The 25524-nt window shown below is 61.7% G+C and carries 27 protein-coding genes and 1 pseudogene; 14 read left to right on the top strand and 14 right to left on the bottom strand.

Features of this window, described 5'->3' with window-relative positions:
• Positions 1–17: 17 nt before the first annotated feature.
• A complete protein-coding gene (locus ACFPN2_RS06940) occupies positions 18–794 on the bottom strand; it encodes a RodZ family helix-turn-helix domain-containing protein (RefSeq protein ID WP_380595893.1) in 777 nt (258 codons plus the stop codon).
• 159 nt (positions 795–953) lie between these two features.
• Between ACFPN2_RS06940 and ACFPN2_RS06935 the strand changes: the two genes are divergently transcribed.
• The 5 genes from ACFPN2_RS06935 (at position 954) to ligD (ending at position 4444) form a co-directional block, all read left to right on the top strand.
• Positions 954–1175, top strand: coding sequence for a hypothetical protein (locus ACFPN2_RS06935; protein ID WP_380595892.1), 222 nt, complete (start codon positions 954–956; stop codon positions 1173–1175).
• Positions 1172–1363 (top strand): twin transmembrane helix small protein, encoded by a 192-nt coding sequence (locus ACFPN2_RS06930; RefSeq protein ID WP_380595891.1) that lies wholly within the window; start codon positions 1172–1174, stop codon positions 1361–1363. The genes ACFPN2_RS06935 and ACFPN2_RS06930 overlap by 4 nt, the downstream gene beginning before the upstream one ends.
• A gap of 10 nt (positions 1364–1373) precedes the next feature.
• The gene (locus tag ACFPN2_RS06925; RefSeq protein ID WP_380595890.1) at positions 1374–2786 is read left to right on the top strand and encodes an aminotransferase-like domain-containing protein; all 1413 of its coding nucleotides are present in this window, start codon (positions 1374–1376) and stop codon (positions 2784–2786) included.
• 106 nt (positions 2787–2892) lie between these two features.
• Positions 2893–3222 carry a hypothetical protein gene (locus ACFPN2_RS06920; RefSeq protein ID WP_380595889.1) on the top strand — a complete coding sequence of 110 codons (330 nt, stop codon included), beginning with the start codon at positions 2893–2895 and terminating at the stop codon, positions 3220–3222.
• Complete coding sequence (gene ligD, locus ACFPN2_RS06915) at positions 3200–4444, top strand: non-homologous end-joining DNA ligase (protein WP_380595888.1); 1245 nt, start codon at positions 3200–3202, stop codon at positions 4442–4444. The genes ACFPN2_RS06920 and ligD overlap by 23 nt, the downstream gene beginning before the upstream one ends.
• Here the strand turns inward: ligD and ACFPN2_RS06910 are convergent.
• The 4 genes and pseudogenes from ACFPN2_RS06910 to ACFPN2_RS06895 form a co-directional block, all read right to left on the bottom strand.
• Entirely contained in the window at positions 4399–5484 is a 1086-nt protein-coding gene (locus ACFPN2_RS06910) for an ATP-dependent DNA ligase (protein WP_380600057.1), read from the bottom strand. The two genes, ligD and ACFPN2_RS06910, sit on opposite strands and share 46 nt — an antisense overlap.
• Positions 5485–5566: 82 nt before the next feature.
• Positions 5567–5920: a nuclear transport factor 2 family protein gene (locus ACFPN2_RS06905; protein WP_380595887.1), complete on the bottom strand. Its 354-nt coding sequence runs from the start codon at positions 5918–5920 to the stop codon at positions 5567–5569.
• A gap of 86 nt (positions 5921–6006) precedes the next feature.
• A pseudogene (locus ACFPN2_RS06900) lies at positions 6007–6201 on the bottom strand (TetR/AcrR family transcriptional regulator); the annotation flags it as partial.
• Between the two features lie 43 nt (positions 6202–6244).
• Positions 6245–7162, bottom strand: a complete 918-nt coding sequence (locus ACFPN2_RS06895; protein ID WP_380595886.1) for a LysR family transcriptional regulator — start codon at positions 7160–7162, stop codon at positions 6245–6247.
• A gap of 124 nt (positions 7163–7286) precedes the next feature.
• Between ACFPN2_RS06895 and ACFPN2_RS06890 the strand changes: the two genes are divergently transcribed.
• Positions 7287–8039 carry an SDR family NAD(P)-dependent oxidoreductase gene (locus tag ACFPN2_RS06890; protein ID WP_380595885.1) on the top strand — a complete coding sequence of 251 codons (753 nt, stop codon included), beginning with the start codon at positions 7287–7289 and terminating at the stop codon, positions 8037–8039.
• Here ACFPN2_RS06890 and ACFPN2_RS06885 read toward each other — a convergent pair.
• Both ACFPN2_RS06885 and ACFPN2_RS06880 read right to left on the bottom strand, forming a co-directional pair.
• On the bottom strand, positions 8030–8587 hold the full coding sequence (locus tag ACFPN2_RS06885) for a dihydrofolate reductase family protein (protein WP_380595884.1): 558 nt from the start codon (positions 8585–8587) through the stop codon (positions 8030–8032). The genes ACFPN2_RS06890 and ACFPN2_RS06885 overlap by 10 nt on opposite strands.
• 36 nt (positions 8588–8623) lie before the next feature.
• Positions 8624–9298, bottom strand: a complete 675-nt coding sequence (locus tag ACFPN2_RS06880; RefSeq protein WP_380595883.1) for a TetR/AcrR family transcriptional regulator — start codon at positions 9296–9298, stop codon at positions 8624–8626.
• A gap of 81 nt (positions 9299–9379) precedes the next feature.
• Between ACFPN2_RS06880 and ACFPN2_RS06875 the strand changes: the two genes are divergently transcribed.
• A complete protein-coding gene (locus ACFPN2_RS06875; protein ID WP_380595882.1) occupies positions 9380–10120 on the top strand; it encodes an SDR family NAD(P)-dependent oxidoreductase in 741 nt (246 codons plus the stop codon).
• Here ACFPN2_RS06875 and ACFPN2_RS06870 read toward each other — a convergent pair.
• The 3 genes from ACFPN2_RS06870 to ACFPN2_RS06860 form a co-directional block, all read right to left on the bottom strand.
• Positions 10092–11108, bottom strand: a complete 1017-nt coding sequence (locus ACFPN2_RS06870; RefSeq protein WP_380595881.1) for an AraC family transcriptional regulator — start codon at positions 11106–11108, stop codon at positions 10092–10094. The two genes, ACFPN2_RS06875 and ACFPN2_RS06870, sit on opposite strands and share 29 nt — an antisense overlap.
• Positions 11095–11928: an SDR family oxidoreductase gene (locus ACFPN2_RS06865; protein ID WP_380595880.1), complete on the bottom strand. Its 834-nt coding sequence runs from the start codon at positions 11926–11928 to the stop codon at positions 11095–11097. Before ACFPN2_RS06865 ends, ACFPN2_RS06870 begins: the two co-directional genes overlap by 14 nt.
• A gap of 94 nt (positions 11929–12022) precedes the next feature.
• Entirely contained in the window at positions 12023–12643 is a 621-nt protein-coding gene (locus ACFPN2_RS06860) for a TetR/AcrR family transcriptional regulator (protein WP_380595879.1), read from the bottom strand.
• Between the two features lie 87 nt (positions 12644–12730).
• Between ACFPN2_RS06860 and ACFPN2_RS06855 the strand changes: the two genes are divergently transcribed.
• A complete protein-coding gene (locus ACFPN2_RS06855) occupies positions 12731–13261 on the top strand; it encodes a DinB family protein (protein ID WP_380595878.1) in 531 nt (176 codons plus the stop codon).
• Between the two features lie 79 nt (positions 13262–13340).
• Positions 13341–14264 (top strand): alpha/beta fold hydrolase, encoded by a 924-nt coding sequence (locus ACFPN2_RS06850; protein WP_380595877.1) that lies wholly within the window; start codon positions 13341–13343, stop codon positions 14262–14264.
• Positions 14265–14303: 39 nt separating this feature from the next.
• Here the strand turns inward: ACFPN2_RS06850 and ACFPN2_RS06845 are convergent, their stop codons facing one another.
• The 3 genes from ACFPN2_RS06845 to ACFPN2_RS06835 are packed head-to-tail and all read right to left on the bottom strand — an operon-like array spanning position 14304 to position 17859.
• A complete protein-coding gene (locus ACFPN2_RS06845) occupies positions 14304–14723 on the bottom strand; it encodes a VOC family protein (protein ID WP_380595876.1) in 420 nt (139 codons plus the stop codon).
• A gap of 35 nt (positions 14724–14758) precedes the next feature.
• Entirely contained in the window at positions 14759–15532 is a 774-nt protein-coding gene (locus ACFPN2_RS06840) for a DUF6597 domain-containing transcriptional factor (RefSeq protein ID WP_380595875.1), read from the bottom strand.
• Complete coding sequence (locus tag ACFPN2_RS06835; protein ID WP_380595874.1) at positions 15529–17859, bottom strand: ATP-dependent DNA helicase; 2331 nt, start codon at positions 17857–17859, stop codon at positions 15529–15531. The genes ACFPN2_RS06840 and ACFPN2_RS06835 overlap by 4 nt, the downstream gene beginning before the upstream one ends.
• A gap of 129 nt (positions 17860–17988) precedes the next feature.
• Here ACFPN2_RS06835 and ACFPN2_RS06830 point away from each other — a divergent pair, with 129 nt between their 5' ends.
• The 5 genes from ACFPN2_RS06830 to ACFPN2_RS06810 all read left to right on the top strand — a co-directional run bounded on the left by ACFPN2_RS06830 (position 17989) and on the right by ACFPN2_RS06810 (position 24286).
• On the top strand, positions 17989–18522 hold the full coding sequence (locus ACFPN2_RS06830) for a GNAT family N-acetyltransferase (RefSeq protein ID WP_380595873.1): 534 nt from the start codon (positions 17989–17991) through the stop codon (positions 18520–18522).
• A gap of 115 nt (positions 18523–18637) precedes the next feature.
• Positions 18638–21736 (top strand): response regulator, encoded by a 3099-nt coding sequence (locus tag ACFPN2_RS06825; RefSeq protein WP_380595872.1) that lies wholly within the window; start codon positions 18638–18640, stop codon positions 21734–21736.
• Positions 21733–22554, top strand: coding sequence for a CheR family methyltransferase (locus ACFPN2_RS06820; protein WP_380595871.1), 822 nt, complete (start codon positions 21733–21735; stop codon positions 22552–22554). The genes ACFPN2_RS06825 and ACFPN2_RS06820 overlap by 4 nt, the downstream gene beginning before the upstream one ends.
• Complete coding sequence (locus ACFPN2_RS06815) at positions 22554–23129, top strand: chemotaxis protein CheB (RefSeq protein ID WP_380595870.1); 576 nt, start codon at positions 22554–22556, stop codon at positions 23127–23129. Before ACFPN2_RS06820 ends, ACFPN2_RS06815 begins: the two co-directional genes overlap by 1 nt.
• Positions 23126–24286, top strand: coding sequence for a hybrid sensor histidine kinase/response regulator (locus tag ACFPN2_RS06810; RefSeq protein ID WP_380595869.1), 1161 nt, complete (start codon positions 23126–23128; stop codon positions 24284–24286). The genes ACFPN2_RS06815 and ACFPN2_RS06810 overlap by 4 nt, the downstream gene beginning before the upstream one ends.
• Here ACFPN2_RS06810 and manD read toward each other — a convergent pair.
• Positions 24276–25487, bottom strand: a complete 1212-nt coding sequence (gene manD / locus ACFPN2_RS06805; protein ID WP_380600055.1) for a D-mannonate dehydratase ManD — start codon at positions 25485–25487, stop codon at positions 24276–24278. The two genes, ACFPN2_RS06810 and manD, sit on opposite strands and share 11 nt — an antisense overlap.
• Positions 25488–25524 lie beyond the last annotated feature (37 nt).

Here is a 25524-nt window from a genome sequence, read left to right as displayed (position 1 = left end):
GAAGGCACATCGCTATTTCACTTCTCCGGCTGCGTCGTTGTTACGCCGGCCGGCAGATCGTCCCGAGACGTGTCGCGACGTTCGCACTCTGACTTCTCGAGACCGCGCATCTTCGAACAGTCGGGACGATTGGCCGTCGTGCCCGCGCCGCGCATGGCGGGCGGGACGCGCTGCTGATTGTTCACGGAGTTATTGGTCGTTGAGTGAGCCGAGTTACGCGAGTCAGGTGGCAGCACGGTTTGCTGAGGCATCGTTGAGTTGGGTGTCGTAGTCGAGTTCGGCGTCGTCGTTGAGTTCGGCGTGGTCTGCTGAGGCGTCGTGGTCGAATTCGGCGTGGTCTGCTGAGGCGTCGTGGTCGAATTCGGCGTGGTCTGCTGAGGCGTCGTGGTCGAATTCGGCATGGTCTGCTGAGTCGAGTTCGGCTGCGCCGGCAGTGTTTGTCGAGTCGTCGAGTTCGGCATGCTCTGCGAGTTCGGCTGAGTTGTCGCGTTCGGTTGCGTCGGCTGCGAGGGCGACGGCATCGTCGCTCGTGACGACGGTGAGGGCTGCGACGGCGTCGGTGAAGTGCGGGTCGAGGGTGTCGGCGTCGACGCTGGCGGTGAGGTTGATGGCTGATTTACTGGCGCCTGCGCACCCGGCGTCGCATTCGGATTACCGGTGTTTTGCGTGCCTTGGCTCTGGGCGCCTTGCGTGCCGCTATTCTGGGCACCACCGGTGCCGCCGGTACTTTGCGCACTGGCCGTCGCCAGGCCGGCGACGGCTGCAATCGCTACAACGTAAGTTAATGGGCGCATTAGGTTTTCTCCTCGGGCTGATGCAGGAGTAACGGGCCGCGCCGGGGCCGGTTCCGTCAGAATTCCGGCGCCGGCTGTGCCACTTTTTTTACCCCGATCTGCATCTGTTATGCAGCACAGACGGCCCCTACGATGGCATCCGACCTAAGGAGAAAAGCGATGCGGATTGCCAAACCTCTGTTGCTGGTGACGACGCCCATCGGCGTGGCAGGCGCGATTTACGAGGCGTACCGACAGGCCGGCGGCCTGGTGATCCTGATGGTGGCCCTGATGTCATTGATCGCGGTCGCCTTCGGCACACTGGTCTACACGATCCGTCGCGAGGCCGCCGAGGAAGCGCGGCGCGTTACAGCCAAGGCAAGTGCAGCGGAACAATCATGAAAGAACTCATCATCCTCACGATCATCGGTATCGTCATCAGTCTCGGCCACGCCATGTTCAGCATGGTGTCCGGTCCCTCCGATTCCAAAGCCATGGTGAAGGCGCTGACCGTGCGCGTGGCGCTGTCGGTGGCGTTGTTTGCCTTCCTGATGATTGGCTGGTACATGGGGGCGCTGGAACCCAACTAACAACAGGCGCATGAAGCTGTATCAGGAGCTGGCCGCCGATCTCACATCGCTCATCCAGCAAGGCACGCTGCAAGCGGGCGAGCGAATTCCATCGGTGCGCGAGCTGTGCCGTGAGCGAGGAGTGAGTCCCGCCACGGCGATGCGCGCCTACGACGTGCTCGAAGCCAACGGCCTGGTCGAAAGCCGTCATCGCTCGGGCTACTACGTCAGCAATCGTTGGCAACAAGCACCGAGCGAACCGCGTGCGTCGCGGCCCTCGTCCCGCACGACGCAGGTCGATGTCAGCGATCTCGTTTTCAATATTCTCGAAGCCTCGCGCGATCGCGATGTCGTGCCGTTGGGCTCGGCCTTTCCCAGTCCGACGTTGTTTCCTTGGGCAAAGCTCGCAAGGCATCTCGGCAGCAGTGCCAGGAATATGGATCCGTGGAGCACGGTCGAGAGCCTGCCGCCGGGGAGCCCAGAGTTACGGCGTCAGATTGCGCGTCGATATTTGCAATTCGGTTCGCGAGTGCCGGCGGACGAAATCGTTGTGACGTCCGGAGCGCTCGAAGCGCTGACGTTGTGTCTGCAAACCGTCACGCGTCCTGGCGATACGGTCGCGATCGAAGCGCCCGCGTTCTATGCCTGTTTGCAGGCCATTGAAACGTGGGGCTTGCGAGCGGTGGAGATTCCGACGCATCCACGCGAAGGCGTCGACCTCGGCGCGCTCGAGCAGGCCATCACCAAGCACAACGTCCGTGCGTGCTGGTTCATGACGACGTTTCAGAATCCGCTCGGCGCCTCGCTGCCCGAAGAAAAGAAACGCGATCTCGTGCAACTGCTCGCCGAGCACGAGATCCCGTTGATCGAAGATGATGTTTACGCCGAGCTGCATTTCGACAAGCACCGGCCCAAGCCGGCGAAGGCGTTCGACCGCAAAGGTCTCGTGCTCAATTGCGGTTCGTTCTCCAAATGTCTGGCGCCGGGATATCGATTGGGCTGGACGGCGGCGGGACGTTTCGCGCCTGCGGTTCAACGCCGCAAGGTGACGACGTCACTCGCAACGAGTGTGCCCATTCAGAACGGCATCGCGCAGATGCTTCGCAATGAAGGATACGACCGTCACCTGGAAAAGTTGCGTCAGGCGTTGCGCTCACAGCAGAGCGCGGCGCTCGCGTCTCTCAAGCAACACTTCCCCTCAGGCTTCCGGGTCGCGACGCCGGAGGGCGGTTACTTCCTGTGGATCGAGTTGCCAGAACAGGTGGATGCGCTCGAAGTTCATCGCCGGGCCATCGATGCCCACATCAGCATTGCGCCGGGGCCGATGTTTTCGGCGCGCCGGCAGTTCCGCAATTGTGTTCGGTTGAACTACGGCCACCCCTGGACCGCCCAGGTCGAGGATGCCGTCGCCGAGCTCGGGCGCATCATCCGCGCACTGACCTGAAAAATAATCTGGCCGGTCGTGTCGAAACCGACCGGCCGGCTCCGACTTACTCCTGAAAGCACGCCCGAGGGGGCGCTAGAATCGACTCAACCCAGGAGCTAACTGTATGAAATGCATGCTGATGATGAACACCACGGCCGGTGGTGAATACCAGATCATGAGCTGGCCGAAGCAGGACATCGAAGCGCACATCGCCTTCATGATCGACTTCCACAAGCAACTCGCCGCGGCGATGGTGCATGGACCGGCGAAGGGATTGGAGTTGCTGGCGCCGTTGGAGAAAGATGAGCGCTTGCAAGGCCGCGCGCTTGCGCGATGGCCAGTGGGTGAAGACGCCAGGTTGAGGGAACCGGCCTGCGGCGCCGTCGTTGCGTCTGTAGCGCTCGCGAGAGCGACCAGGCGAATCCGATGTCATGAAAAAGACGGCCGCAGCTGAGGTCCTTGTCGTCGCCGGGCGCGAGGTTGCAATCTCGAATCCAGGCAAAGTCCTGTTCCCCGAGCCGAAGCTCACCAAGCTCGATCTCGTTCGTTATTACCTCGCGGTCAGCGAAGGGGCGCTGCGCGGCGCCGGTGGCCGACCTAACATGCTGGTGCGCTATCCGAACGGCATCGAGAGCGAACATTTCTATCAAAAGCGGGCGCCGGACAGTCGACCGCGGTGGATCGAAGTAGTCGAGCTGCATTTCCCATCGGGTCGCGCCGCTGAGGAAGTGGTGCCGCGCGATGCCGCGGCGCTCGCATGGCTCGCGAATCTCGCTTGCCTCGAGCTGCATCCGCATCCAGTACGAGCTGGGGATCTGGAGCATCCGGACGAGCTGCGCGTCGATCTGGATCCGGTGCCAGGCGTGACGTGGCAACAAGTTCAACAAGTCACGACGATCACTCGATCTGTGCTCGATGACTTCAAATTGGTGGGCTGGCCCAAGACGTCGGGCTCTCGGGGCATGCACATCTGCGTGCGAATCCAGCCGCGCTGGACCTTCGATGAAGTGCGCCTCGCAGCTCTCGCGCTTGCACGCGAAATCGAGCAGCGTGCACCGACACTCGCCACGAGTAAGTGGTGGAAGGAGGAGCGCCAAGGAGTCTTCGTCGATTACAACCAAAACGCGAAGGATCGCACTGTCGCCGCTGCGTACTCTGTGCGGCCCAGGCCCGACGCCCGCGTCTCGGCGCCACTCTCATGGGATGAGGTCGAAGACTGCGATCCGGCGGATTTCACGCTGGTCACCATGCCTGCACGATTCAAAAAGCTGGGCGATCGACACGCGGGTATCGATGAGCATGCGAGTTCGATCGCGGGGCTGCTCGAATTATTCAAACGCCAGGGGTTGGGCGACGCCCCTTGGCCGCCTCACTATCGCAAACAACGCTCGGAACCTGTTCGCGTCCAACCCTCCAAGCGCAAAACCAAACATCCTCTCATCGAGATCGGGCGAGCTCGCCGCAAAGAGGATGCTTTGGCGGGCTTGGAGCGCTGGAAAGCGCGGCATCGTGAGGCGGCGGCGCATTTGGAAGCGGCTGATGTGCTGGTCGACGCCATGCGCGGGCGCTACAGCACGTGGACTCGGATTCGTATCAACTTACAGCACGTTCCCGAAGCGCGGCGGCCGGCTCAGGAACCGCTCGATCCGGACGAGAAGATCCGCTCCAGCTCGTAAGGCTGGGTGACTCCGAGCTGATCGTAGCGGCAATCGTCGGGCTGCTTGTCCGGACGCCATCGCAGAAATATCGCCGCGTGCCGGAAGCGGTCGCCTTGCATATGATCGTATTTCACTTCGCAGACCCGTTCGATTCTCAGCGGCTCCCACGACAGGTCCTTGCCGGCGCTCCAGCGACTCTGCGAGCCCGGCATCCGGCTCGACTCCGCAGCCGCGCCACCCCATTCGCGCCACGGGTGATCGTCCATTGCATTCTTGCGAAGTGGCGCGAGCTCCTTCACCAACTGCCGGCGCACCGCCATTGTGAATGATGAGGTGACGCCAACGTGCTGGAGCACCCCGGCGTCGTCGTATAAGCCGAGCAGCAACGAGCCGACTGCATCCTTACCGCTCTTGTGCCACCGGAAGCCGGCGACCACGCACTCAGCAGTGCGCGCATGCTTGACCTTGATCATCGCGCGCTTGCCTGGAAGATATTCACCGGCCGCCGGCTTGGCGATTACACCGTCCAGGCCCGCGCCTTCGAAACGGGTGAGCCAGTCGAGCGCAACGGCCCGGTCGCGCGTCATCGGCGTGAGATAGATGGGCTCCGCAACCTTTCCAAGTAACTTCTCGAGGGCATCACGGCGCTTGGCCTGTGGTGTGTCCATGAGATTTCGTGTCCTGGTCGCGAGCAGGTCGAATGCAACGAACGAGGACGGCGTTGCATTCGCGAGCTTCTTGACGCGCGATGCCGCCGGATGCAACCGCAGCTGAAGGGCGTCGAAGTCGAGCCCTTTGTCCGTCGCGATCACGATTTCCCCGTCGACCACGCAGTGGCGGGGCAAGCCGTCGAGCAACGTGTCGTGCAACTCTGGAAAATAACGATCGAGCGGTCGCGAGTCACGGCTTTGTATATAGACGTCGTCATCGCCCCGGAACACGATGGCACGGAAGCCGTCCCACTTGGGTTCGTACAGGTAGTCGCCGGCCGGCAACTCGTCGGCAAGTTTTGCCAGCATCGGTTCGACCGGAGGGCTGATGGGATCGGCGGCGGCCATATTCACCCGGCGTTTCTTGTCGCTCCTGGTTGGGAACGCTGGCCCGGCGGGCCGGTTCCGAGCTCTCGATCGAGCGGCAACGTCAGCTTTCTGCCTCGACGACGAAGGCGCGAAGCTCGGCCATCTTGCCGTCACGGAAGCGCCACACATCGCAGTACGCATGGCGGACTGCCTTCCCTGTTTCGTCCTTGAGGACGATCTCGCCGATCGCAGCCACGAAATCATCGTCGGCGATCATGCGATCCACCCTGAACTTGGGCGGCTCGATATACGCAGTCTTCATCCACTGACGAACAGCTGCCTTGCCATTGAGGGTCCGCTCACCCTCGAAGGTCCATGCCGTGTCCTCCGTGCACAACGCCAGGAACCCTTCGAAGTCGCCTTGAGTGATCGCCGAGTTAGCCTGCTCCAGGATCTCTTTGTTCGACTTCGACATGTATGAATCTCCTTGATGGGCCTTGATGAACGCGGACCCGACGGATGGGTTCCCGTGCATGCGCGCCTCCAGCTCAGTCGCGGCGGCTCCCTTGTTTCTTCTGTGGCGTGCGATCGTCCCCAGCATCTCATCGCGAGCCGGGCCACAGCTTCGAGGTCGGCACGGCTCGCCCCATCGCGGGCCTGGATGGACATGCCGTTCTGGACGGTCTGCACGAAACGCGCGAGTGCGTGCACATCGACCGAAGCGGGAATCTCGCCGTCCGCGATGGTCGAATGCAACGAACGAGGAGGGCGTCTCTTTTGCGAGCTTCTTGGCGGAGTGTCAGTGGGCGTGTTCTGCTGGTTCAACTGAGCCGGCTCGAAAGCGCGCAGCCAGATGATCGATCCACGCACGGACGACTGGCGGCAGGCCTGTCCGTGTCGTGAACACGAGATGCACGATGCCTTCCTTTGCGGCCCATTCCGGAAAAATTCGCACCAGGGCTCCTGAGCGCAAGGCTGCGGCGCACGTGTGATCGGGCAACAGAGCGACGCCGAGCCCTGCGATCGCCGCGGCACGTATCGCGGCGAAGTCGCTGCAGCTGAGGCGGGCGATATGCGTGTGTGTATGAGTCTGGCCGTCGGGGCCTTCGAGAATCCAGGTGGACTCGCCGCCTTCGTCCGAGGAGCTCAGCGTTGGAACATTCGCCAGCAGCGCGATGTCCACGCCTTTGAGCGCGTTCGCCAGTGCCGGGCTCGCCAGCAGAATGCGTTGACTACGTGCCAGCGTACGCATCGTGAGAGCAGCATCCGTGTCGAGGTCGGTGCGCACGCGTAATGCAACGTCGATACGTTCGGCGATCACGTCGACGCGACGATCGGTCGCAACGATTTCGATTCGCACCCGCGGATACAGCGACAGAAAATCAGGCAGCATCGGCGAGATCACTTCGATCAGGCCTGTGGGGCACGAGAATCGCACCACGCCTTTCGGCTCTGTCAGGCTCGCGGCCACCAGTGCCTCGGCGCGCTCGGCCGCGCTGACCGCAATCTGGGATTGATCGAAGAACGTCTTGCCGATGTCGGTTACGCGAAAGCGTCGCGACGACCGTTCGATGAGCCTCACCCCGAGCCGTTCCTCGAGCTGCGCCACCCGTCGGCTCAGTTTCGACTTCGGAATCTTCAAGGCTCGACCGGCCGGCGCAAATCCGCCGTGGGACACCACCTGCGAGAAGTAGAAGAGATCGTTAAGGTCCTGCATGGGCTTTATCGTCCTGCCAATAGGACGCAGGGTGCCATATTGGCGGTCTACTCGCATGATCGTTCCATCCGTACAGTTCATCCCATGCGGAATCACCCGCAAAGGTCCAGACGGGAGAGCAGTCATGAATCGCAGGTTGGAAGGTAAGGTCGCAGTGGTCACGGGCGGGACGACGGGCATCGGCCTGGGCATCGCGCAGGAGCTCGCCGCCGAGGGCGCGAAGGTCTTCATCACCGGTCGTCGCCAGGAAGAGCTGGACGCAGCGGTGCGGGCGATCGGTAAGTCAGCGATCGGCGTGCGCAGCGATGTATCGAAGCTGTCGGATCTCGATCGTCTCTATGACGTCGTTCAGCAGCATGCTTCGCAGATCGATATCGTCGTCGCCAACGCTGGCGGCGGTTCGTTCCAGCCGCTCGGTGCGATCACCGAGGAGGAGTACGACAAAACATTCGACACCAATGTGAAGGGCACGCTCTTCACGGTGCAGAAAGCGTTGCCGCTATTACGTGACGGCGCGTCGGTGATTCTGACCAGCTCGACCAGCACTACGCGTGCGCTGCCAGCGTTCAGTGTGTACGGCGCGACCAAAGCTGCGATTCGAAACTTCGCGCGTCATTGGATCCTCGATCTGAAGGATCGGCACATTCGCGTGAATGCGATCAGTCCGGGGCCGATCAAAACGCCGGGTCTGCAGGGCTTGACGAGTAATGACGAACAGTGGCGTCAGTTCGAGCAGCAACTCGCCGCGCAGGTTCCCGCGGGCCGCATCGGCGATGCTCGCGAAATCGGTCGCGCTGCCGTGTTCCTCGCATCCGATGACTCGACCTTTGTGAATGGCATCGAGTTGTTCGTCGACGGAGGGATGGCTCAGATCTGACGCTGGATCTGGTAACGCAATTCCGCCATGCCCGAACCCATCTGACGAACTGACGCCAGGCGCAGGACGGGGCTGAGCAGCCTGCGCGGCAACAGCGGCTTTCCTGCGCCTAGTGTGCACGATCCAATTTGAATGATGAGTTGATCGAGCAGGCCACAATCGGAGAACTGGCCGGCGAGATCGCCGCCGCCGACAATCCAGAGATTCTTGTCGCCGGCGGCGGCTCTCATCTCGGCGTGTGTTTGTCGAACATCGCCGCTGACGAAGCGAATGTCCGCTCCGTTTATTGCGGGAAGCTTACGAGAAGAGAATATCCATGCGGGCTGACTGTAGGGCCATGCGGACCCCGTTTCCGCGGCCACCTTGTCCGCGTTCCTGAGCATCCACTCATACGTGGCCGATCCCATCGCCAACGCACCCACGCCTGCAATGAACTCGGGATAGCTGGAGTCGTTCAAGTTCCCGAGGGAGAACAGCCAGTCCAGCGAGTCGTCCTCGGTCGCGATGAAGCCGTCGAGGCTGGCGGCGGCGTAGTAGATGGTCTGCATGCGGACATGCTAGCGGTTCGTCGCTGACAGGGACTGTCATGGAATCGACTGTTTCTTCTGTAGCGTGCGATCGTCCCAGCATCGCATCGCGAGCCGGGCCACAGCCTCGAGGTCGGCACGGCTCGCCCCATCGCGGGCCTGAATGGACATGCCGTTCTGGACGGTCTGCACGAAACGCGCGAGTGCGTTCACATCGGCCGAGGGGGGAATCTCGCCGTCCGCGACGGCCTGATCCAGCCGCGTCTTCAATCGATTGAGCGTGCCGGCACGGTCCGATCGAACGAGCTTGCCGAGCTCCAAGTAGCCTTCGCTGCCAACTGACGAGAGCGCCACCATACAACCGCGAGGAATGTCACAAAGACTTCCTGTCAGCGCGGCGGACGAATCCATCAGAAAGGCCTCAACTGCCTCGCGCGCAGTGCCGGCTGTAGAGAACCGAGTCCAGAACAGTCCTTCATACGTGTTCGCATAGTGCCGAAGTGCCTCGGCATACAGCGCTTCTTTAGAGCCGAATGCCGCATACATGCTGGTGGCTCCAATCCCCATCGCCTGCGTCAGATCGGTCACGGACGTCGCCCCGAACCCCTTGAGCCAGAACACGCGCGTTGCCTGAGCCAGAGCGGTCGCGCGATCGAAGGCGCGTGGTCGCCCGCGACCGCTGGCTGCGGTGCTGGTTTTCTTGGCGGGCAGTCGGCGGCGGGATTTCTGCATCGATCGTTATATAAACCGGTTGACTCGACTCGGCAATGGCTCTAGGCTTTCTGTAACGATCACTGCAGAAAGGATGAGCCGATGACCGACCTGATTGGCAAGCGCGCCCTCGTGACGGGCGCATCGCGCGGCATCGGGGCCGCAATTGCATTGGCGCTGGCTGACAGAGGCGCGGATGCCGCTATCACCTATGAGCGCTCGGCGGATCGAGCGGCCGAAGTCGTTCGGGAGATCCAGAGCAAGGGCCGTAAAGCGGTCGCTATTCAAGCCGACAGTGCCGATCCAGCGGCGGTCAAACGATCGGTCGACGAAGCCGCCAGCGCATTGGGCGGGCTCGACATCCTCGTCAACAACGCCGCCATCGTTCTTTACGATGCCATCGCCGATGTCAGCGTCGAGCGCATCGACGCGCTGCTCGCCGTCAACGTGCGTTCGCCGGTGCTCGCCGCTCAGGCGGCCATTCCTTATCTCAAAAAAGGCGGTCGGATCATCGGCATCGGCTCGGCCGGCGCCGAACGTATCGTGGGCGACACCGGCACCGTGTATTACATGACGAAGTCCGCGCTCCACTCACTGACCCGCGGCCTCGCACGGGAACTTGGATCTCGCGACATCACTGTGAACCTGGTGCAGCCGGGCTCGACCGACACCGACATGAATCCCGCGAACGGCGAGGCCGCCGATTTCCAGCGCACACTGATGCCTCTCGGTCGCTACGGCGAACCGAGCGACGTGGCGGCGGCCGTTACTTTCCTCGCAAGCCCGGCGGCGAGGCACATCACTGGAGCCATCATCAACGTCGACGGCGGTTTGAATACTTAGGCTGGCTCTGCCGTAAGCTATCGGGCGTCGTGCCGGTCCAGGTGCGGAAGGCACGATAGAAGGAATTGGGCTGATCGAAGCCGAGCAAAAAAGAAATCTCTGCGGCGGTCAGAGTGGTATTCGAGAGATAGTGGCGCGCCAGAGACTCGCGCGTCTGCTTCAGGATCTCTTGGTAGTTTGTGCCCTCGGCTTCGATTCGTCGCTGCAGCGTTCGCGGGCTCAACGCCAGCTTGCCGGCGATAACGTCCATCGTCACGAGTCCGCTCGGCAGTCCTTCCAAGAGAGCCGCACGAACCCGTTGTTCCGTCGTCACGGGCGCTTCGAGATCGGCCAGGCGTCGGCGAAGCTCCGGCTCGAACGCGGCCCACAGCGGCTCGTTCGAGGTTAGAAACGGGCGCGTGGCGTCGGCGCTCGTGAAAGCGAGCTGATGTTTCGTTCCCCGTTGGATGCGCGCTCCGAGGAACGCTTCATACGCAGCTCGGGGTGATGGCAAGGACGTGGTTGTCACTTCGATCGGGCGCACCGGTTCTCGGGTCCCGATGCGCGCGAGCGTTACGCAGAAGAGCAGCTCCATAGTCACCAGCGACGCGGGCGGCAACAACGGCTTGTCCAACCATTGCAGCTCTATCCTGACTACACCTCGCGTCTGCGTGACGTCGAATCGCATCGGGCCGATCAGCTTTTTATAACGCCCGATGCGCTGGGCCGCTACGAGCAGGTTGGGACTGCACAGCGCGGCGAACAGCGGCGGGGAGAAAGAGTCGCTGCGGACCGCGTTGCATAGAGTGATTGGGAAGAGCGGATCGCCAGTTTCCGCTTCAACACTGTCCCACAATCGATAGTAATCCGCTGGCGCAAGCCGCACGCCAGGCTGCTGCAGAAGATCTTCAGCGAGGCCCGCGCGCCGTAGCACGTTCGCAGGCCGGACGCCGAGATCCTTGAGCAGCGTGCGCCACGTTGTGTCGAGTGCGCAACTATCGGCGTTCATGATTGAGACCGAACTGCGCCTTCATGCCGGCAAAAAATTCTGCATCGTTCACCGAGCGACGACGCTCGAGTAAGCGCACGGCGTCAGCGCCAGCTTCGTAGCGGAACTGATCCGTTTGATCCGTCGCCGCCGCGTAAACCGTTGCAGCGATGTGCTCGGGCGACGAGCCTCCCTCCGTCATCATCGGACCGAGCATGTTGACGGTGGCCTGCACGAGCGGCTGATATTCCACCATGGTCGGATCGTTCTGAAAATCGAACGAGCGGCCGGCAAAGTCGGTTCTGATGCCGCCGGGCTCGACCAGTTTCACACGAACGCCGAGTGCACCAAGCTCGTACTGTAGCGCCTCAGAGAGTCCTTCCACCGCGAACTTGGTGCCGTGATACAGCGTACCGAGTGGAAACGCCATCCGACCGCCTATCGAGGAAATGTTCACGATGGTGCCGCTTCGGTTGGCTCGGAAATGGGGCAGAAGGGCCTGCGTCGTTGCCAGGACGCCCAGTACGTTCACATCGAACTGGCGACGTATGTTCTCCGGCGGCATTGCCTCGAGCGGACCATATGCACCGTAGCCCGCATTGTTGACCAGTGCATCGATCCGGCCGAACTTCGCGATGCCTGCCGCGACGGCCGATTGGATGGATGCGGAGTCTTGCACGTCGAGGCGGGTGACGAGCATGCGATCGAGCTGTGTGAGCTCTGTCTCCCGATCCGGCGTGCGCATGGTCGCAATGACGTTCCATCCTTGTTCGTGGAACAGCTTGGCGGTGGCGCGGCCCAAACCGCTCGAAGTGCCGGTGATGAGGATCGTCTTGTTCATTGGTGTCTCCTGGTAGGTGACCTCAATGTAGCGGGCCAGGCCGTGCCCCACAGTCGCAGACCCCGCCAATGTGCAATCCGATCACGACACATCGCTATCCGGTCAGATACCGGACCACGAGGCGAGTCACCTCGTCGATGAGGGCTTCGGTCTCTTCGCCCGACGCGATTTCCTGGTGCAACACCGCCGTATGCGTCAGCGCTTCTATGGATGTCACGCACACGAAGGCCGCGAGCTCCAGGTCGACGGCACGAATCTCTTGCCGATGGCTTTCGAGATACGCCTTGAACAGGGCGTAGTTCTCCCGGCTGAATGTTTCCACCTTCTCGAGCTTGCCCACGCGGGGAATTTGCTCCGCGAGCACTCGATGCAGCTTCGGATCGATTCGATGCGCCTTGACTGCCATTGCCACGAGCGTGCGCACGCCGCGCTCTATCGGTTGGTTCGCAGCCTGCGCCAATTCGGCCCGAACGATTCGCAGGGTGTCTTGCTGATGACGCTCGATGACCGCGGCGACCAGCGCCTCCTTGCTGGGGAAGTATTGGTAGAGTGAGCCGACGCTGACACCCGCCACGGCGGCGATCCGGTTGGTGCTGGCCTTGTCGAATCCTTCCCGGACCAGAATGCGAGCGGTCGCTGCGATCAGCGCATCGACCGTCGCGCGCGAGCGCTCCTGAGCGGCTTCTTTCCTGGGTTTCGTGAGCGGTTTTCTCATCGGTGCTCCGCGCCGCCAATGCGAGTATTAAAAGCGAATCATCGCTCGTATTCTGGCGCACGTGGACGCAGAAACGGAAGGCCAATCATGCACGACACCTTGCTACGTTTATTTCGATACAAAGCCTGGGCGAACGATGAGCTGTTGACCGCCTTGGCGAAGATCGGCGCGGACGCGCCAATAACTCAGTTGGCCATCAAGGCGCTGAGTCACAGCCACGTCGTCGATCAGATCTTTGCCGCGCATCTCAGGCGGAAAGAACATGCCTATGCGTCTGCCAACCTGAGCGAACTGCCGGCGTTGGGAGAGCTGGCTGCGGCTATCAGAGCGAGCGATCAGGAATATATCGACTACGTGTCGGCACTGGGGCACGAGCAGTTGGTGGAACGAATCGATTTCACGTTTACTGACGGAGCCGCAGGCCGCATGTCGCGTGAGGAGATGCTCATGCATGTGATCACGCACGGCGTGGGTCACCGAGGACAGGTCAGCGCGGTGTTCCTGCTCAATTCCATCGCGCCGGCGACGGATGGGTTCACGACCTATCTGCATAGGGCCGAGGCGTCGACGAGAAGGCGCAACGAAGGCCGAAGCGGCGACCAGACGGCGCAACGATAGCGACGTGCAGGCCGCAGCGACAGGATGAACTGCGCGCAGCAAGTGAGTAAAGTGTCCGCCTCGGGGCAATGAAACCAATATGCGCTGGACGATGGCTATCCTATCTTTGCTCGTTGCGCCTCTCGCGGCGCTAGCGAATCCATCGCCTTCACCTGCAAGCACTCCGCCGGTCACCGCGACCGTGGGTTTCCGGGACGCGCAAGTCGAAGGCTTGACAATTCGTTACTACTGTCAAGGCGCAGGCCGCCCGACTGTGATCATCGAACAAGGGGGCGGCATCTCCCTTGAAGCCGTCTTCTCCTGGAAGCAGCCCGTGGGCTGGGCTGCGCTCGCGCCGAAGATCGCATCACAAACGCGCGTTTGTGTTTACGATCGGGTCGGGCTCGGTCGGAGTAGCAAAGCGGAACGTTCGAGAACGAGTTTCGACGTGGCGACTGACCTGCATGCACTGCTCGGTCGCGAAAAGATTGCTCCTCCCTATGTGTTTGCCGGCCAGTCGCTCGGTGGAATGAACGCGCTGGCCTTCGCGAATCGATATCGCGACGAAGTCGTGGGACTCGTACTCATCGACTCCTCGCATCCCCAGCAACTTCAACGCATCAACGCGGCGTTGCCACCGCGGCAACCGGAGGAGTCAGCGCTGATGCGCGGATTTCGCGATGGCCCCGACAGAACAGCGATGGGCGGCGAATGGTTCGACTTCGCGAAGAACGGGGAACAGTTCATGGACAACATGAGTATCGGCAGCCTGCCGCTCATTGTCCTCACTGCAACTCCCCAGGAACCCAGCGATAAAAATCCATTGCCGCGCGAGTGGCAGATCGCCATCGAACAGGTGCATCAGCAGTTACAACGAGAGCTCGTCACGGTTTCGACGGAGAGCAAGCACATCGTCGCAACCAAGGCTGGCCACAATATCCAGCTTGATGAGCCGCAGCTCGTTCTCGATGCGATCACCAGTCTCGTGGTGCGTGCTCGCGAAGCCGGAGCCGCAGCACGCTGAGAGAGCGGCTGACATTAATCCGTGGCCGAAGGCAGGCCGCTAGGCCGACCTCACATAAGGATCCCAGAACCCCGCCGCCGGCTCGATCTGCTGAACCACGTCGACCCAGGTGCCCGACGGATCGACCAGCCCGAAGCGACGCTGACCCCAAGGTTCATCGCGCAACTCATACGCGATGGGCGCACCGGACTGTCTCAGCTTCTGAAACTCTGCGGTGGCATCGCTCACCTGCAAGGTGAAGAACATGCCTTGACCGTTGAACTTCTCGGGGCCTGGCGGCGAGGAGGGATGGTCGGGCGACATGAAGGCGATGGCCAGCACCGGATTGGCTTTTGCCGCGAGATAAATGAACCACGACGATTCGAACACCACGTCGAATCCAAAGTGCCGTACATAAAAGTCACGGCACGCGCCAATGGACTCAGTGACGATGACCGGATAGGCGGATTCCAATTGCATGGCGGGTCCTCGCGAAACAAACCGCGAGCATGCGCTCAGCGGGGCGAGTGGTATTGAAAAAATGCGTCATCCGGCCGCAGCTGACCGGGCGAGACGCCGGCGAGGCGGGTGAAGTCGCGGGTCATGTGGGCCTGATCGGAATAGCCGGCATCGTGCGCGATGGTCGTTAGAGCGCGCGAGGCCGGGTGAACGATTAAATCCGCAGCGTGCTTGAGCCGCGAGATCATGCAAAAGAACTTCAGGGGCACGCCGACGGTTTGCAGAAACACGCGTTCCATCTGTCGCCGGCTCTTGCCGAATCGAACGGCGACATCGTCGACTCTCGCGATGCCGTGATGAGCGTCGATGTGTTGAATGATGCCGTCGATATAACTCTCGACGGGCGGTGCGCGTCCCAGCGCCGCGATCAAGATTTCGTCGAGCTCATCGAACAGTGTCTCGCTCGCGATGTGAGCAGCAACGCGTTCCGCTGGAAACCGCATCAGCGTCCGCAAGTCTTCGCGACCGTCGGTGATCTCATGAGCAGCGGCGGCGATGAAGTGGCGACTCTGCCCAGGATGAAATCGAATGCCAAGGTAATGAGTGCCAGCCGTGCAGGGAATCGCGGTGGGCTGCGTCGTGCTGCCATAGATCCACGAGCGATAGCCGCTCGCGGTGACCTCGAGCACCAGATCCACGCACCCGTCCGGCAAGGCCGCGTACACGGGCGACGTGTTGTTCAGACTGAGCCAGTATTGGCTGACATAGCGCGCCAGCCCGCCGGCGGGAGGCCGGACAGAAAAGGTGCTGGGCGAGGGCGCTGTCGTCATGGGCCGAGATTAACCCCTTTCCGACCGGGAGCCGGCAATTTCTGCAGCTTCCACCACTTCGGCAACAGCTTCCTCACCTCGCGCTGACCGAAACGGTCATCAATCAAATACACGACGCCGCGATCGGATCGAGTCCGGATCACGCGCCCCGCGGCTTGAATCACTTTCTGCAAGCCCGGATACAAATACGTGTACTCATAGCCGGCCTCGAACAGCTCGTCCATGCGCAGGCGCATCTGTTCGCTCACTTCATTGAGCTGCGGCAGGCCGAGAGTGGCGATGAATGCGCCGATCATGCGCTCACCGGGCAAATCGATGCCTTCGCCGAACGCGCCCCCCAACACCGCGAGCGCCAGACTGCGGCCGTCGGGAGCGAAGCCATCGAGGAATTGTTTGCGCTCGGCTTCCGACATATTGCGAACCTGCAGCCGATTGGGAATGTGGGGAGCGACGCGATCCAGTTCCTCCGCGATCCGCGCGAGGTAGTCGAAGCTGCTGGCGAACACGAGGTAGTTGCCGGGCATGCGCTCGAACTGTCGAACGATGAGCTCGACCATGGGCGCGATCGAATCGCCGCGATGCTGATAGCGAGTGGAAATGTGCCGCACCAGTTGCACGTCGAGCTGATCCGACGTGAACGGCGATTCCACGTCCAGCCAGCGCGTCGTGTCGGGCAGGCCCAGCAAGTCCAGATAAAACTTGCGCGGCGTCAGCGTGGCCGAGAACAGCACCACGCTGCACGTATGCGCGAAACGAAGTTTGAGAAAAGGCGCGGGCACGACATTCCGAATCGTGAACGTCGCGTGCTCGGGATGCGCGATGTCGAACAGCGAATGCTCGGCGAATTCCTCCGAGAGTCCGTAAAACGCGAGCGCATCGAAGAACAGCTTCTGGACATGTTCCGGGAACAGCGCCGCTTGATCGGCCAGCGCGCTTTGCTGGCTTAGGTAAGTGTCCAACGCCTTCAGGAAAGACTTCGGAGCGTTCTCATAAACCTGATACGGCACCTGTTGCGCATTGGCGATGCGATGGAACTCGATGCCGAGTCGTCCGATCGCGCGGACCAGTAACTTCGGCGCCTCTTTCTTAGCGCGCTTCAGAGTTTCCGCGTCGATGGATGCCGAATACATGCGCCGGGCCCGCTCGACCAGGTTGTGCGCTTCATCCACCAGCACACCGACGCGCCAGCCCTGTTCCTGCGCCAGGCCATACAGGAAGGCGCTTTGATCGAAGTAATAGTTGTAGTCGCCGATGATCACGTCGCTCCAGCGCGCCAGCTCCTGCGACAGAAAATAGGGGCAGATGCCGTGCTCGGTCGCGACACTGCCGATCACCTTCTGAGTCATCGTGCCGCGTTGAAGCGCCATGGCACGCGCGCCCGGCAAGCGGTCATAGAATTTCTTCGCCAGCGGGCAAGAGTCGCCGTGACACGCCGAGTCCGGATATTTGCAAACCTTCTCGCGCGCGGTGATTTCCAGAACGCGTAACTTCAACGTCGGCGATGCCAGCGCCTGTAGCGCATCGAGCGCGAGCTGACGGCCGGTGGTCTTGGCCGTGAGATAGAAGATCCGGTCGATCTTCTGCGCGCCCATGGCTTTGAGCATGGGAAACAGCGTGCCCATCGTTTTGCCCACGCCCGTCGGTGCCTGCGCGAGCAAATGCTCGCCCATCGCAGCGGCACGATAAACAGTCTCGGCGAGCTGCCGTTGCGCCGGATAAAAATCGTAAGGAAAGCTCAGCGCGTGCAACGCCAGGTCGCGCTCCTGACGATGCTCCAGTTCCGCACGGGCCCACAGGCCGTAAAGGGCGCAATGTTCCTCGAAGAATGCTTGCAACTCGTCGGCGCGGAAATCTTCCGCCACAACGGTTTCGTCTTCGGTGTCCACGTCGAAATAAACCAGCGCGATACGAAGCTCGCGCAGTTGCTGCTTCCGGCACAGCATCGCGCCATACATTTTCGCTTGAGCCCAATGTAATGCGCGGTGGTTGTCGGGCATCCGGGTGAGGTCGCCACGATAGGTCTTGCACTCGTCGAGGCGTTGCATCTTGCTGTCATAACCATCGGCGCGGCCACGCACGTGCAAGCCGTCGTGAATGCTTTCCAGCGCCATCTCCGCTCGATAGTCACGACCGCCGCGACGAGAGGCGACGAGGATGTGGCCGGCGATGCCTTCGCGAGCGCTGGGAGCGGGAGTGAAGCGCAAATCCAGATCGCCGCGCTTGGCGGTGAATTGGCACAACACTCGCACGGCCACCGACATACTCGCGGAGGCAGTGTTAACAATAGTGGGCGCGGACGCCGGTGTCGGGGGATTCCCGGTCGACATGGGGATATGGAAAGTCTGTGGATATATACAGTATCACCCTTGACCGCCGACTGTGCCAGCCATTGAACGCATATCCGCGTCTGTATATCTTTTCCGCACTGGCAGGCGTTGGCCTGCAAAGGAACTCACGTGCCCGACGGCGTTCAAATCCGTCGCCTGCAAGTCATTGGCGAACGGGAAATTCAAGGCTTGAGCGAAGTGCTGATCGATTGCGTCGAAGGCGGCGCGTCGGTGAGCTTCATGTGGCCCATGACTGTCGAGAAGGCGCGGGCCTTCTGGTTGAAGACGGCAGAAAGCGCGGCGCGTGGCGAGCGAATCGTTTTCGCCGCCGAAGACGGTTCAGGTGCCATCGTCGGCACGGTGCAGGTAGTGCTCGACCTGCCGGAGAATCAGCCGCATCGGGGCGACCTGTCGAAGATGTTGGTGCACCGGAAGGCGCGCAAGCTCGGAGTTGGGGCGGCGCTGCTGACGGCCGCTGAACAAGGTGCATTGAGTGCTGGGAAGACGGTGCTCGTGCTCGACACGGCGAGCGATGACGCCGAGCGTCTGTATCGACGTCAGGGCTGGCAATACAGCGGTACGATCCCGGACTACGCGCTCATGCCCGACGGCGCGTTCTGCGCCACTCACATCTTCTACAAGATGCTGCAGCCCCGGTCCTGAAAAAGCGCACGCGCTCGGGAACCTTTGTACGGTCCCGCTCGTTCGGCGGGATGCCAAATACTAAGTCGCGGCCAGATTCCTGACGTCGCGACACCCAGCGGAACCCAGCAGCGACATGCGTAAACGTTTCGAGAAAGAGACGCACGACGGTTGGTATGTATTCATTGCCGCGAGCATGCTCGCGATCTTCGTGGTCGACTTGCAGACCCGGGTCGGGGTGGCGACCTGGCTGTTCTATCTGATTCCGCTCGGCGCCAGCATATTCTTGACGCGGCCGGGCGCGCCGATCGCGATTGCCGGTTTGTCGACCCTGCTCATCGTCATTGACTTCCAGTTCTCGCCCGAGGGCACCGCACCCACGATTGCGATGCTGAACCGCTCGTTCGCGACGGTCGTCATCTGGGCGTTCGCCTTTCAGACCCGCATGAGCATCGTGACCCGCCAGTCGTTGCGCAAGCAGGACTGGATGCGGACGGCCGAATCGACGCTCTCGCAACGCGTGCTCGGCGAGTTGACGTTGACCGACGTCGGCGAGCGCATCGCCTCGTTCGTCAGCGAATACTTGGGTGCCAGCGTCGGTGCTTTGTATGCGCGTCAGGATGCGACCGGCGCGGTATTCATTGGCGGCTACGCCGTGCCGGCCGCGCATCCGGCTCGCGTCAGCATCGCGGCGAACGAGGGTTTGATCGGGCAGGCGCTCAAAGATCGTAAAGCCATCCATTTAAAGGACGTGCCCGGCGGCGAGCTGGAGATCAGCGGGGCCCTCGGCACGATCCGGCCGAAGACGCTGATTGTCACTCCCGTGATCGCCGACGGTGTCGCGGTCGGGGCATTGGAGCTGGGCTTCCTCGAAGCGATCGGTCGTGCCGATCTCGAGTTGCTGGAGGTACTGAGCGAGCCCATGGGCATCGCGATTCGTACCGCCCGCTTGCGCAGCGAACGCGAAGAGCTGCTGCGTGCGACTCAGCGGCAGGCTGAGGAACTGCAGACTCAGCAGGAAGAGCTGCGGGTCAGTAACGAAGAGCTCGAACAGCAGGGCAACATGCTGCGCGAAAGCCAGGCTCGTCTGGAAGATCAGCAGGCCGAGCTGGAGCAGAGCAATGTTCAGCTCGAAGAGCATATGCAGATGCTGGCACATCAGAACGACGATCTGGATGTCGCGCGTCGCGAGCTGCTGTCCAAGGCGGCGGAGCTGGAGCGCTCCAATCAGTTCAAGTCCGAATTCCTCGCCAACATGTCGCATGAGCTGCGTACGCCGCTCAACAGCTCGCTGATTCTGGCCAAGCTGCTGGCGGACAATCCGTCGGGCAACCTCAGCGAGGAGCAGGTGAAGTTCGCGCGGAATATTTATTCGGCGGGCAACGATCTGCTCGAGCTGATCAACGACATTCTGGATCTGTCCAAGATCGAAGCGCGCCAGATCGATCTGAAGCGCGAGCGCGTCGGGCTGCAGGCTCTGGTCGACAACATGGGGCAGATGTTCCGTCCCATGGCGAATCAAAAGCGCGTGGAGCTGGAGCTCACGCTCGCCAACGATGCGCCGGCGGAGCTGGAGACCGACTCGCAGCGGCTGCGTCAGGTGCTGCGCAATCTGTTGTCGAACGCGTTGAAGTTCACCATGCAAGGCAAGGTCAGCCTGAAGATCTTCACGCGGGCAGGCACAGGCGACATCGCGTTCACGGTCGAAGACACCGGCATCGGCATTCCGCCGGACAAGCAGGAAATCATTTTCGAGCCGTTCCGTCAGGCTGACGGCACGACCAATCGTCGCTTCGGCGGCACCGGGTTGGGCTTGTCGATCTCGCGCGAGCTGGCGGCGATGCTCGGCGGTCGCATCGAATTGCACAGCGAGCTGGGCGTCGGTAGCACGTTCACGCTCGTGCTGCCGCGAACCCTGCCGGCCCAAGAAGGGAAATCGGAGCTCGATGCTCCGCCGCCGGCGCCGATAAGCGCGCCGGTGCGGACTCGTGAAAGCAGACTGGTGGAACGGACTGCCGAGCCGGCCCCAACGATTTCAGGTGGTGCGCGTCTGTTGCTCATCGTCGAAGATGACGAGACGTTCGCGCAGACCATTGCGACGCTCGCTTCGGGCCTGCAGTTCGAATGCATCATCGCGCACACCGCCGATGAAGGCATCGAGCTCGCGCTCAAGCATCGGCCGACCGCGATCGTGCTCGACATCCGCTTGCCGGACCACACCGGCCTGACCGTGCTCGATCGGCTCAAGCACGATCCGGCGACTCGACACATTCCGGTGCAAGTCATCTCCGGTCATGACTACACCCATATCGCGTTGGAAATGGGCGCCGCCAATGTGCTGCGGAAACCGGTGGAACGCGACCAGCTGTTGGGCTCGCTCACCAAGCTGGCGAGCAAAGCCAACGATGCCACGCGTGCGGTGCTGATCGTCGAAGACAACGCCATGCAACGGGACAGCATCGAACATCTGCTGCGCTCCGAACAGGTCCAGACCGTTGCGGTCGCCTCGGCCGCGGACGCGCTGGAAAAGCTGCGTTCGTCGACGTTCGACTGCATGGTGCTCGATCTGGCGCTGCCCGACGCTTCGGGCTATGAGCTGCTGGAGAAGATGGCGAACGACGAGACGTATTCGTTCCCGCCCGTGATCGTTTACACCGGTCGCACGCTGTCCGCCGAGGAAGAGCAGCAGCTGCGTCGCTATTCCAAGTCCATCATCATCAAGGGCACGCGCTCGCCCGAGCGATTGCTCGATGAAGTGACGCTGTTCCTGCATCGAGTGGAAGCGTCGTTGCCGGCGGAGCAGCAGCGCATGTTGCGAGTGGCGCGCAGCCGCGACTCTGTGTTCGAGAAGCGTCGCATCCTGCTCGTTGAAGACGACGTGCGTAACGTGTTCGCGATCACGCGAGTGCTCGAGCCGCACGGTGCGATTATTGAGATCGCGCGCAACGGTCGTGAAGCGCTCGATGTGCTCGGGCGCAATTCAGAGATGGACCTGGTGTTGATGGACATCATGATGCCGGAGATGGACGGCTTCGAGGCGACGCGCGCGATCCGTGCCGAGCGTCGCTGGGCGAATCTGCCCATCATCGCGCTCACCGCCAAGGCTATGCCGGATGACCGGCAGAAATGCTTGCAGGCCGGCGCCAACGATTACATCACCAAGCCCATCGACATCGAAAAGCTGTTGTCGTTGCTGCGTATCTGGATGCCGGTGCGGCGGGGAGCGCCCCGTTGAGGCTGGAAATCTCAGAAGCCGAGATCAGCCAGCTGCTGGAGCAGATCTACCAGCGCTATCACTATGACTTTCGCCAGTACGCCACCGCCTCGCTGAAGCGTCGTCTGCAGCAGGCGCTGACTCATTTTCAGTGCGCGACCCTGGCGCGGTTGCAGGAGCGGTTGCTACAGGATGAGAACGCGTTTCCCCGCCTGCTCGAATATCTCACCGTGCAGGTCAGCGATTTGTTTCGCGACCCGGAATTCTTCCTGGCGGTGCGGCGGCAAGTGGTGCCGCTACTCGCCACTTACCCGTCGCTGAAACTTTGGGTCGCCGGCTGCAGCACCGGCGAAGAAGCCTATTCATACGCGATCCTGCTGGCCGAGGAAGGTCTGCTCGAGCGCTCGCGCATCTATGCCACCGACATCAACGACGAGAGTCTGCGCAAGGCGCAGAAAGGCGTGTACGCGCTCGACCGGATGAAACAGTTCACGATGAACCATCGCACGGCGGGCGGTCATGGCTCGCTGTCCGATCACTATCACGCCGTGCAAGACAGCGCGGTGATGTCGCCAGTGCTGAAACAGCACATCACGTTCGCCGATCACAGTCTCGCGACCGACAGCATTTTTTCCGAAGTGCAGCTGGTGTCGTGCCGGAACGTTCTGATCTACTTCGATCGGACTTTGCAGGATCGCGCGCTCGGCCTGTTCAACGATGCCTTGTGCCGGCGTGGCTTCCTGTGCCTCGGCACCAAGGAGTCGGTGCGCTTCTCTGCCTACGCACAGCGCTTTCAGGAAGTGAGCGGCGAGCAGAAGATTTATCGGAGGGTGGATTGATGGCCTCCCCGGTCGCTGTGGTCATCGGCGGTTCGGCGGGCTCGCTCGAAGTGTTACGTATGATAGTGCGCGAGCTGCCGCAGTCGCTGTCCTGTCCGGTGGCGATCGTCATTCATCTGCCCCCGCATTCGAGCGGTCTGGCGGAGTTGCTGAGCGTCGATACCTGTCTTCGAGTGAAACAAGCCGAAGACAAAGAGCCCGCGGCGCCCGGCACGATCTATATTGCGCCACCGAGTTATCACCTGTTGATGGAGTCGCAGGGCACCTTCGCGCTCTCGGTCGATCCGCCGGTGCATTTTTCCCGGCCGTCCATCGACGTGTTGTTCGAGACGGCGTGCGATGTGTATCGCGCCGGGCTGGTCGGAATTCTGCTGAGCGGCGCGAGCGATGACGGCGCCGCCGGCTTACAAGAAATTCACGCGGCGGGCGGCACGACCATCGTGCAATCGCCGTTTTCCGCCGAGGTCGCCATCATGCCGGCGGCTGCGCTGGCCCTGTTCGAGCCCACCCACGTATGGCCGCCCAACGACATCGCCTCTGGATTGACCCAACTGCTGAGCGGGAGGTCGCCATGACCGATCGTTCGCGCATTCTGGTGGTCGACGACATCGAGGAGAATCTGGTCGCGCTCGAAGCGCTGTTGCGCCGGGACGATGCCGACATCATCACCGCCCGCTCGGGCAACGAAGCGCTGGAGCTGATCCTGCAGTATGAGTTCGCACTGGCGTTTGTCGACGTGCAGATGCCCGAGATGAATGGCTTCGAGCTCGCCGAGTACATGCGCGGCGCTGAGCGCTCCAAATACATTCCGATCATTTTCCTGACTGCGGGCACGGGCGAAGCGAATCGAGTGTTTCGCGGCTATGAGTCAGGCGCGGTGGACTTTCTGTTCAAGCCGGTCGATCCGAACATCCTGCGTCACAAGACCGATACTTTCATCGGCCTGGATCAGCAGCGCAAGAAGCTCGCCGAGCAATATCAGCAGTTGCAGGAGAGCGAAGCGCTACTGCGCGATGCCGTGCAGGCGCGCGAAGATGTGCTCGCGGTTGTTTCGCATGACATTCGTAACTTCCTGCAAGCCATCAAGAGCGGCGTGCAGATGTTGAACAAGCCGCCCGAGAAGCTGGGTGCCGATGCCCGAGCCGCGATTCATGGTCGGCTATCGAGCACCGTCGATTTGATGAGCCGGGTGATCGCCGACCTGCTCGACATGGCGAGCATTCGCACCGGTCGTATCGAAGTGAAGCTGCGACCGGAGATTGCCGCGCATCTGGTGAATGAAGCGGTCGCCGTGCACGAGCCGTTGGCTCAGCAGAAGGGTATTCGGCTGGTTGCCGAGTGCGATGCGCTTGCTGCCGTCGTGTTATGCGACCGTGAGCGCATCCTGCAGGTGTTCTCGAATCTGCTGGGTAACGCGATCAAGTTCTGTCGGCACGGCGATCAGATTCGTGTGAGCGTGCAGCGGATCGAAGATCGCATGCAGGCGTCCGTGATCGATACGGGGCCCGGCATTTCCAGCGAGGATTTGCCGCTGGTGTTCGACGCCTATTTCTCGGGCGCCAAGAACCGGCGCAATGGCACCGGTCTCGGGTTGTACATCACCAAGCGCATCGTCGAAGCGCACGAGGGGCGCATCTGGATCGAGAGCGAATTGGGCAAGGGCACGGCCGTGCACTTCACGCTGCCGCTCTCGACGGCCCAAGAATCAATCAGCGCAGACGCTACCAATTGAACAGCGTGCCGTCCTCGAGTCGATTGACCGGCAGGCTCGCGGGCCGATAGGGATATTTCGCGGCCAGCGCTTCGTCGATGTCGACGCCGTGTCCCGGCGCTGTGCCAGGATGCAAATCGCCTTTCGAGAACGTGTACGCGTGCGGGAACACGGCGTCGGTCTCGTCGGTGTGACGCATGTATTCTTGAATGCCGAAGTTCGGCACCCATAGATCGAAATGCAACGCCGCGCCCATGCAAACAGGCGACAAGTCGGTCGCGCCGTGGAAGCCGGTTCTCACATTGTTCAGCTCGGCGAGATGAGCGATGCGACGCACGTGGCTGATGCCGCCGGCGTGCACGATGGTCGTGCGGATGTAGTCGATCAATTGCTCATCGAGCAACTGCTTCGCATCCCATACTGAGTTGAACACTTCGCCGACGGCCAGCGGTGTGGTCGTGTGCTGGCGGATCGTGCGGAAGCCGGCCTGATTTTCCGCAGGCGTTGCGTCCTCGAGCCAGAACGGACGGAACGGTTCGAGGTCCTTGCCGAGACGGCCCGCTTCGAGCGGCGTCAGGCGATGGTGCACGTCGTGGAGCAGATGCACGTCCCAACCCAGCGTCTCGCGAGCGGCAGCAAACAATTTCGGGACGGTCGGCATGTATCTGCTGGTCGACCAGACATTCTCCGTCGGCTTCGCGGCGTCGGCGGGCTCGTAGTAGAGCTTGTCTTTGGAAACACCGTAGGTCGACGCCAGGCCGGGCACGCCGCTCTGCAAGCGGATCGCCTTGTAGCCCATTTCTTTGTATTTCTTTGCTTGCGCGATGGTCTCGTCGAGGTCGTTGCCGTTGGCGTGGCCGTAGACCATCACGCCCGTGCGACTCGCGCCGCCGAGCAGATCGTAGAGCGGCATGTTCGCGTTCTTGGCCTTGATGTCCCACAGTGCGACATCGACGGCTGCGATCGCGGTCATCGTGACGGGACCGCGACGCCAGTAAGCCCCGCGATAGAAGAACTGCCAGATGTCTTCGATCTGTCGCGCGTCGCGACCGATCAGGCAGGGGATGACGTGATCCGTGAGATAGCTGGCGACGGCGAGCTCGCGGCCGTTGAGGGTGGCGTCCCCCAGACCATACACACCGCTCTTGGTGGTGATCTTGAGAGTGACGAAATTGCGGCCCGGGCAGCTGATGATGACGCGGGCGTCGACGATGGTGTGCATGAGGTCAGGATCGCGGGTCGGGTGTGTATTGGTCATG

Source organism: Steroidobacter flavus (genome assembly GCF_042651805.1).
Classification (GTDB): domain Bacteria; phylum Pseudomonadota; class Gammaproteobacteria; order Steroidobacterales; family Steroidobacteraceae; genus Steroidobacter; species Steroidobacter flavus.
Note: the sequence above shows the minus strand (reverse complement) of the source record. Positions and strands in the feature narration are given on the sequence as shown.

What these genes read in the sequence shown, in the direction of transcription:
- ACFPN2_RS06940 (WP_380595893.1), bottom strand. Translation starts at nt 794, where the DNA reads ATGCGCCCATTAACTTACGTTGTAGCGATTGCAGCCGTCGCCGGCCTG.
- ACFPN2_RS06935 (WP_380595892.1), top strand. Translation starts at nt 954, where the DNA reads ATGCGGATTGCCAAACCTCTGTTGCTGGTGACGACGCCCATCGGCGTG.
- ACFPN2_RS06930 (WP_380595891.1), top strand. Translation starts at nt 1,172, where the DNA reads ATGAAAGAACTCATCATCCTCACGATCATCGGTATCGTCATCAGTCTC.
- ACFPN2_RS06925 (WP_380595890.1), top strand. Translation starts at nt 1,374, where the DNA reads ATGAAGCTGTATCAGGAGCTGGCCGCCGATCTCACATCGCTCATCCAG.
- ACFPN2_RS06920 (WP_380595889.1), top strand. Translation starts at nt 2,893, where the DNA reads ATGAAATGCATGCTGATGATGAACACCACGGCCGGTGGTGAATACCAG.
- ligD (WP_380595888.1), top strand. Translation starts at nt 3,200, where the DNA reads ATGAAAAAGACGGCCGCAGCTGAGGTCCTTGTCGTCGCCGGGCGCGAG.
- ACFPN2_RS06910 (WP_380600057.1), bottom strand. Translation starts at nt 5,484, where the DNA reads ATGGCCGCCGCCGATCCCATCAGCCCTCCGGTCGAACCGATGCTGGCA.
- ACFPN2_RS06905 (WP_380595887.1), bottom strand. Translation starts at nt 5,920, where the DNA reads ATGTCGAAGTCGAACAAAGAGATCCTGGAGCAGGCTAACTCGGCGATC.
- ACFPN2_RS06895 (WP_380595886.1), bottom strand. Translation starts at nt 7,162, where the DNA reads ATGCAGGACCTTAACGATCTCTTCTACTTCTCGCAGGTGGTGTCCCAC.
- ACFPN2_RS06890 (WP_380595885.1), top strand. Translation starts at nt 7,287, where the DNA reads ATGAATCGCAGGTTGGAAGGTAAGGTCGCAGTGGTCACGGGCGGGACG.
- ACFPN2_RS06885 (WP_380595884.1), bottom strand. Translation starts at nt 8,587, where the DNA reads ATGCAGACCATCTACTACGCCGCCGCCAGCCTCGACGGCTTCATCGCG.
- ACFPN2_RS06880 (WP_380595883.1), bottom strand. Translation starts at nt 9,298, where the DNA reads ATGCAGAAATCCCGCCGCCGACTGCCCGCCAAGAAAACCAGCACCGCA.
- ACFPN2_RS06875 (WP_380595882.1), top strand. Translation starts at nt 9,380, where the DNA reads ATGACCGACCTGATTGGCAAGCGCGCCCTCGTGACGGGCGCATCGCGC.
- ACFPN2_RS06870 (WP_380595881.1), bottom strand. Translation starts at nt 11,108, where the DNA reads ATGAACGCCGATAGTTGCGCACTCGACACAACGTGGCGCACGCTGCTC.
- ACFPN2_RS06865 (WP_380595880.1), bottom strand. Translation starts at nt 11,928, where the DNA reads ATGAACAAGACGATCCTCATCACCGGCACTTCGAGCGGTTTGGGCCGC.
- ACFPN2_RS06860 (WP_380595879.1), bottom strand. Translation starts at nt 12,643, where the DNA reads ATGAGAAAACCGCTCACGAAACCCAGGAAAGAAGCCGCTCAGGAGCGC.
- ACFPN2_RS06855 (WP_380595878.1), top strand. Translation starts at nt 12,731, where the DNA reads ATGCACGACACCTTGCTACGTTTATTTCGATACAAAGCCTGGGCGAAC.
- ACFPN2_RS06850 (WP_380595877.1), top strand. Translation starts at nt 13,341, where the DNA reads ATGCGCTGGACGATGGCTATCCTATCTTTGCTCGTTGCGCCTCTCGCG.
- ACFPN2_RS06845 (WP_380595876.1), bottom strand. Translation starts at nt 14,723, where the DNA reads ATGCAATTGGAATCCGCCTATCCGGTCATCGTCACTGAGTCCATTGGC.
- ACFPN2_RS06840 (WP_380595875.1), bottom strand. Translation starts at nt 15,532, where the DNA reads ATGACGACAGCGCCCTCGCCCAGCACCTTTTCTGTCCGGCCTCCCGCC.
- ACFPN2_RS06835 (WP_380595874.1), bottom strand. Translation starts at nt 17,859, where the DNA reads ATGTCGACCGGGAATCCCCCGACACCGGCGTCCGCGCCCACTATTGTT.
- ACFPN2_RS06825 (WP_380595872.1), top strand. Translation starts at nt 18,638, where the DNA reads ATGCGTAAACGTTTCGAGAAAGAGACGCACGACGGTTGGTATGTATTC.
- ACFPN2_RS06815 (WP_380595870.1), top strand. Translation starts at nt 22,554, where the DNA reads ATGGCCTCCCCGGTCGCTGTGGTCATCGGCGGTTCGGCGGGCTCGCTC.
- ACFPN2_RS06810 (WP_380595869.1), top strand. Translation starts at nt 23,126, where the DNA reads ATGACCGATCGTTCGCGCATTCTGGTGGTCGACGACATCGAGGAGAAT.
- manD (WP_380600055.1), bottom strand. Translation starts at nt 25,487, where the DNA reads ATGCACACCATCGTCGACGCCCGCGTCATCATCAGCTGCCCGGGCCGC.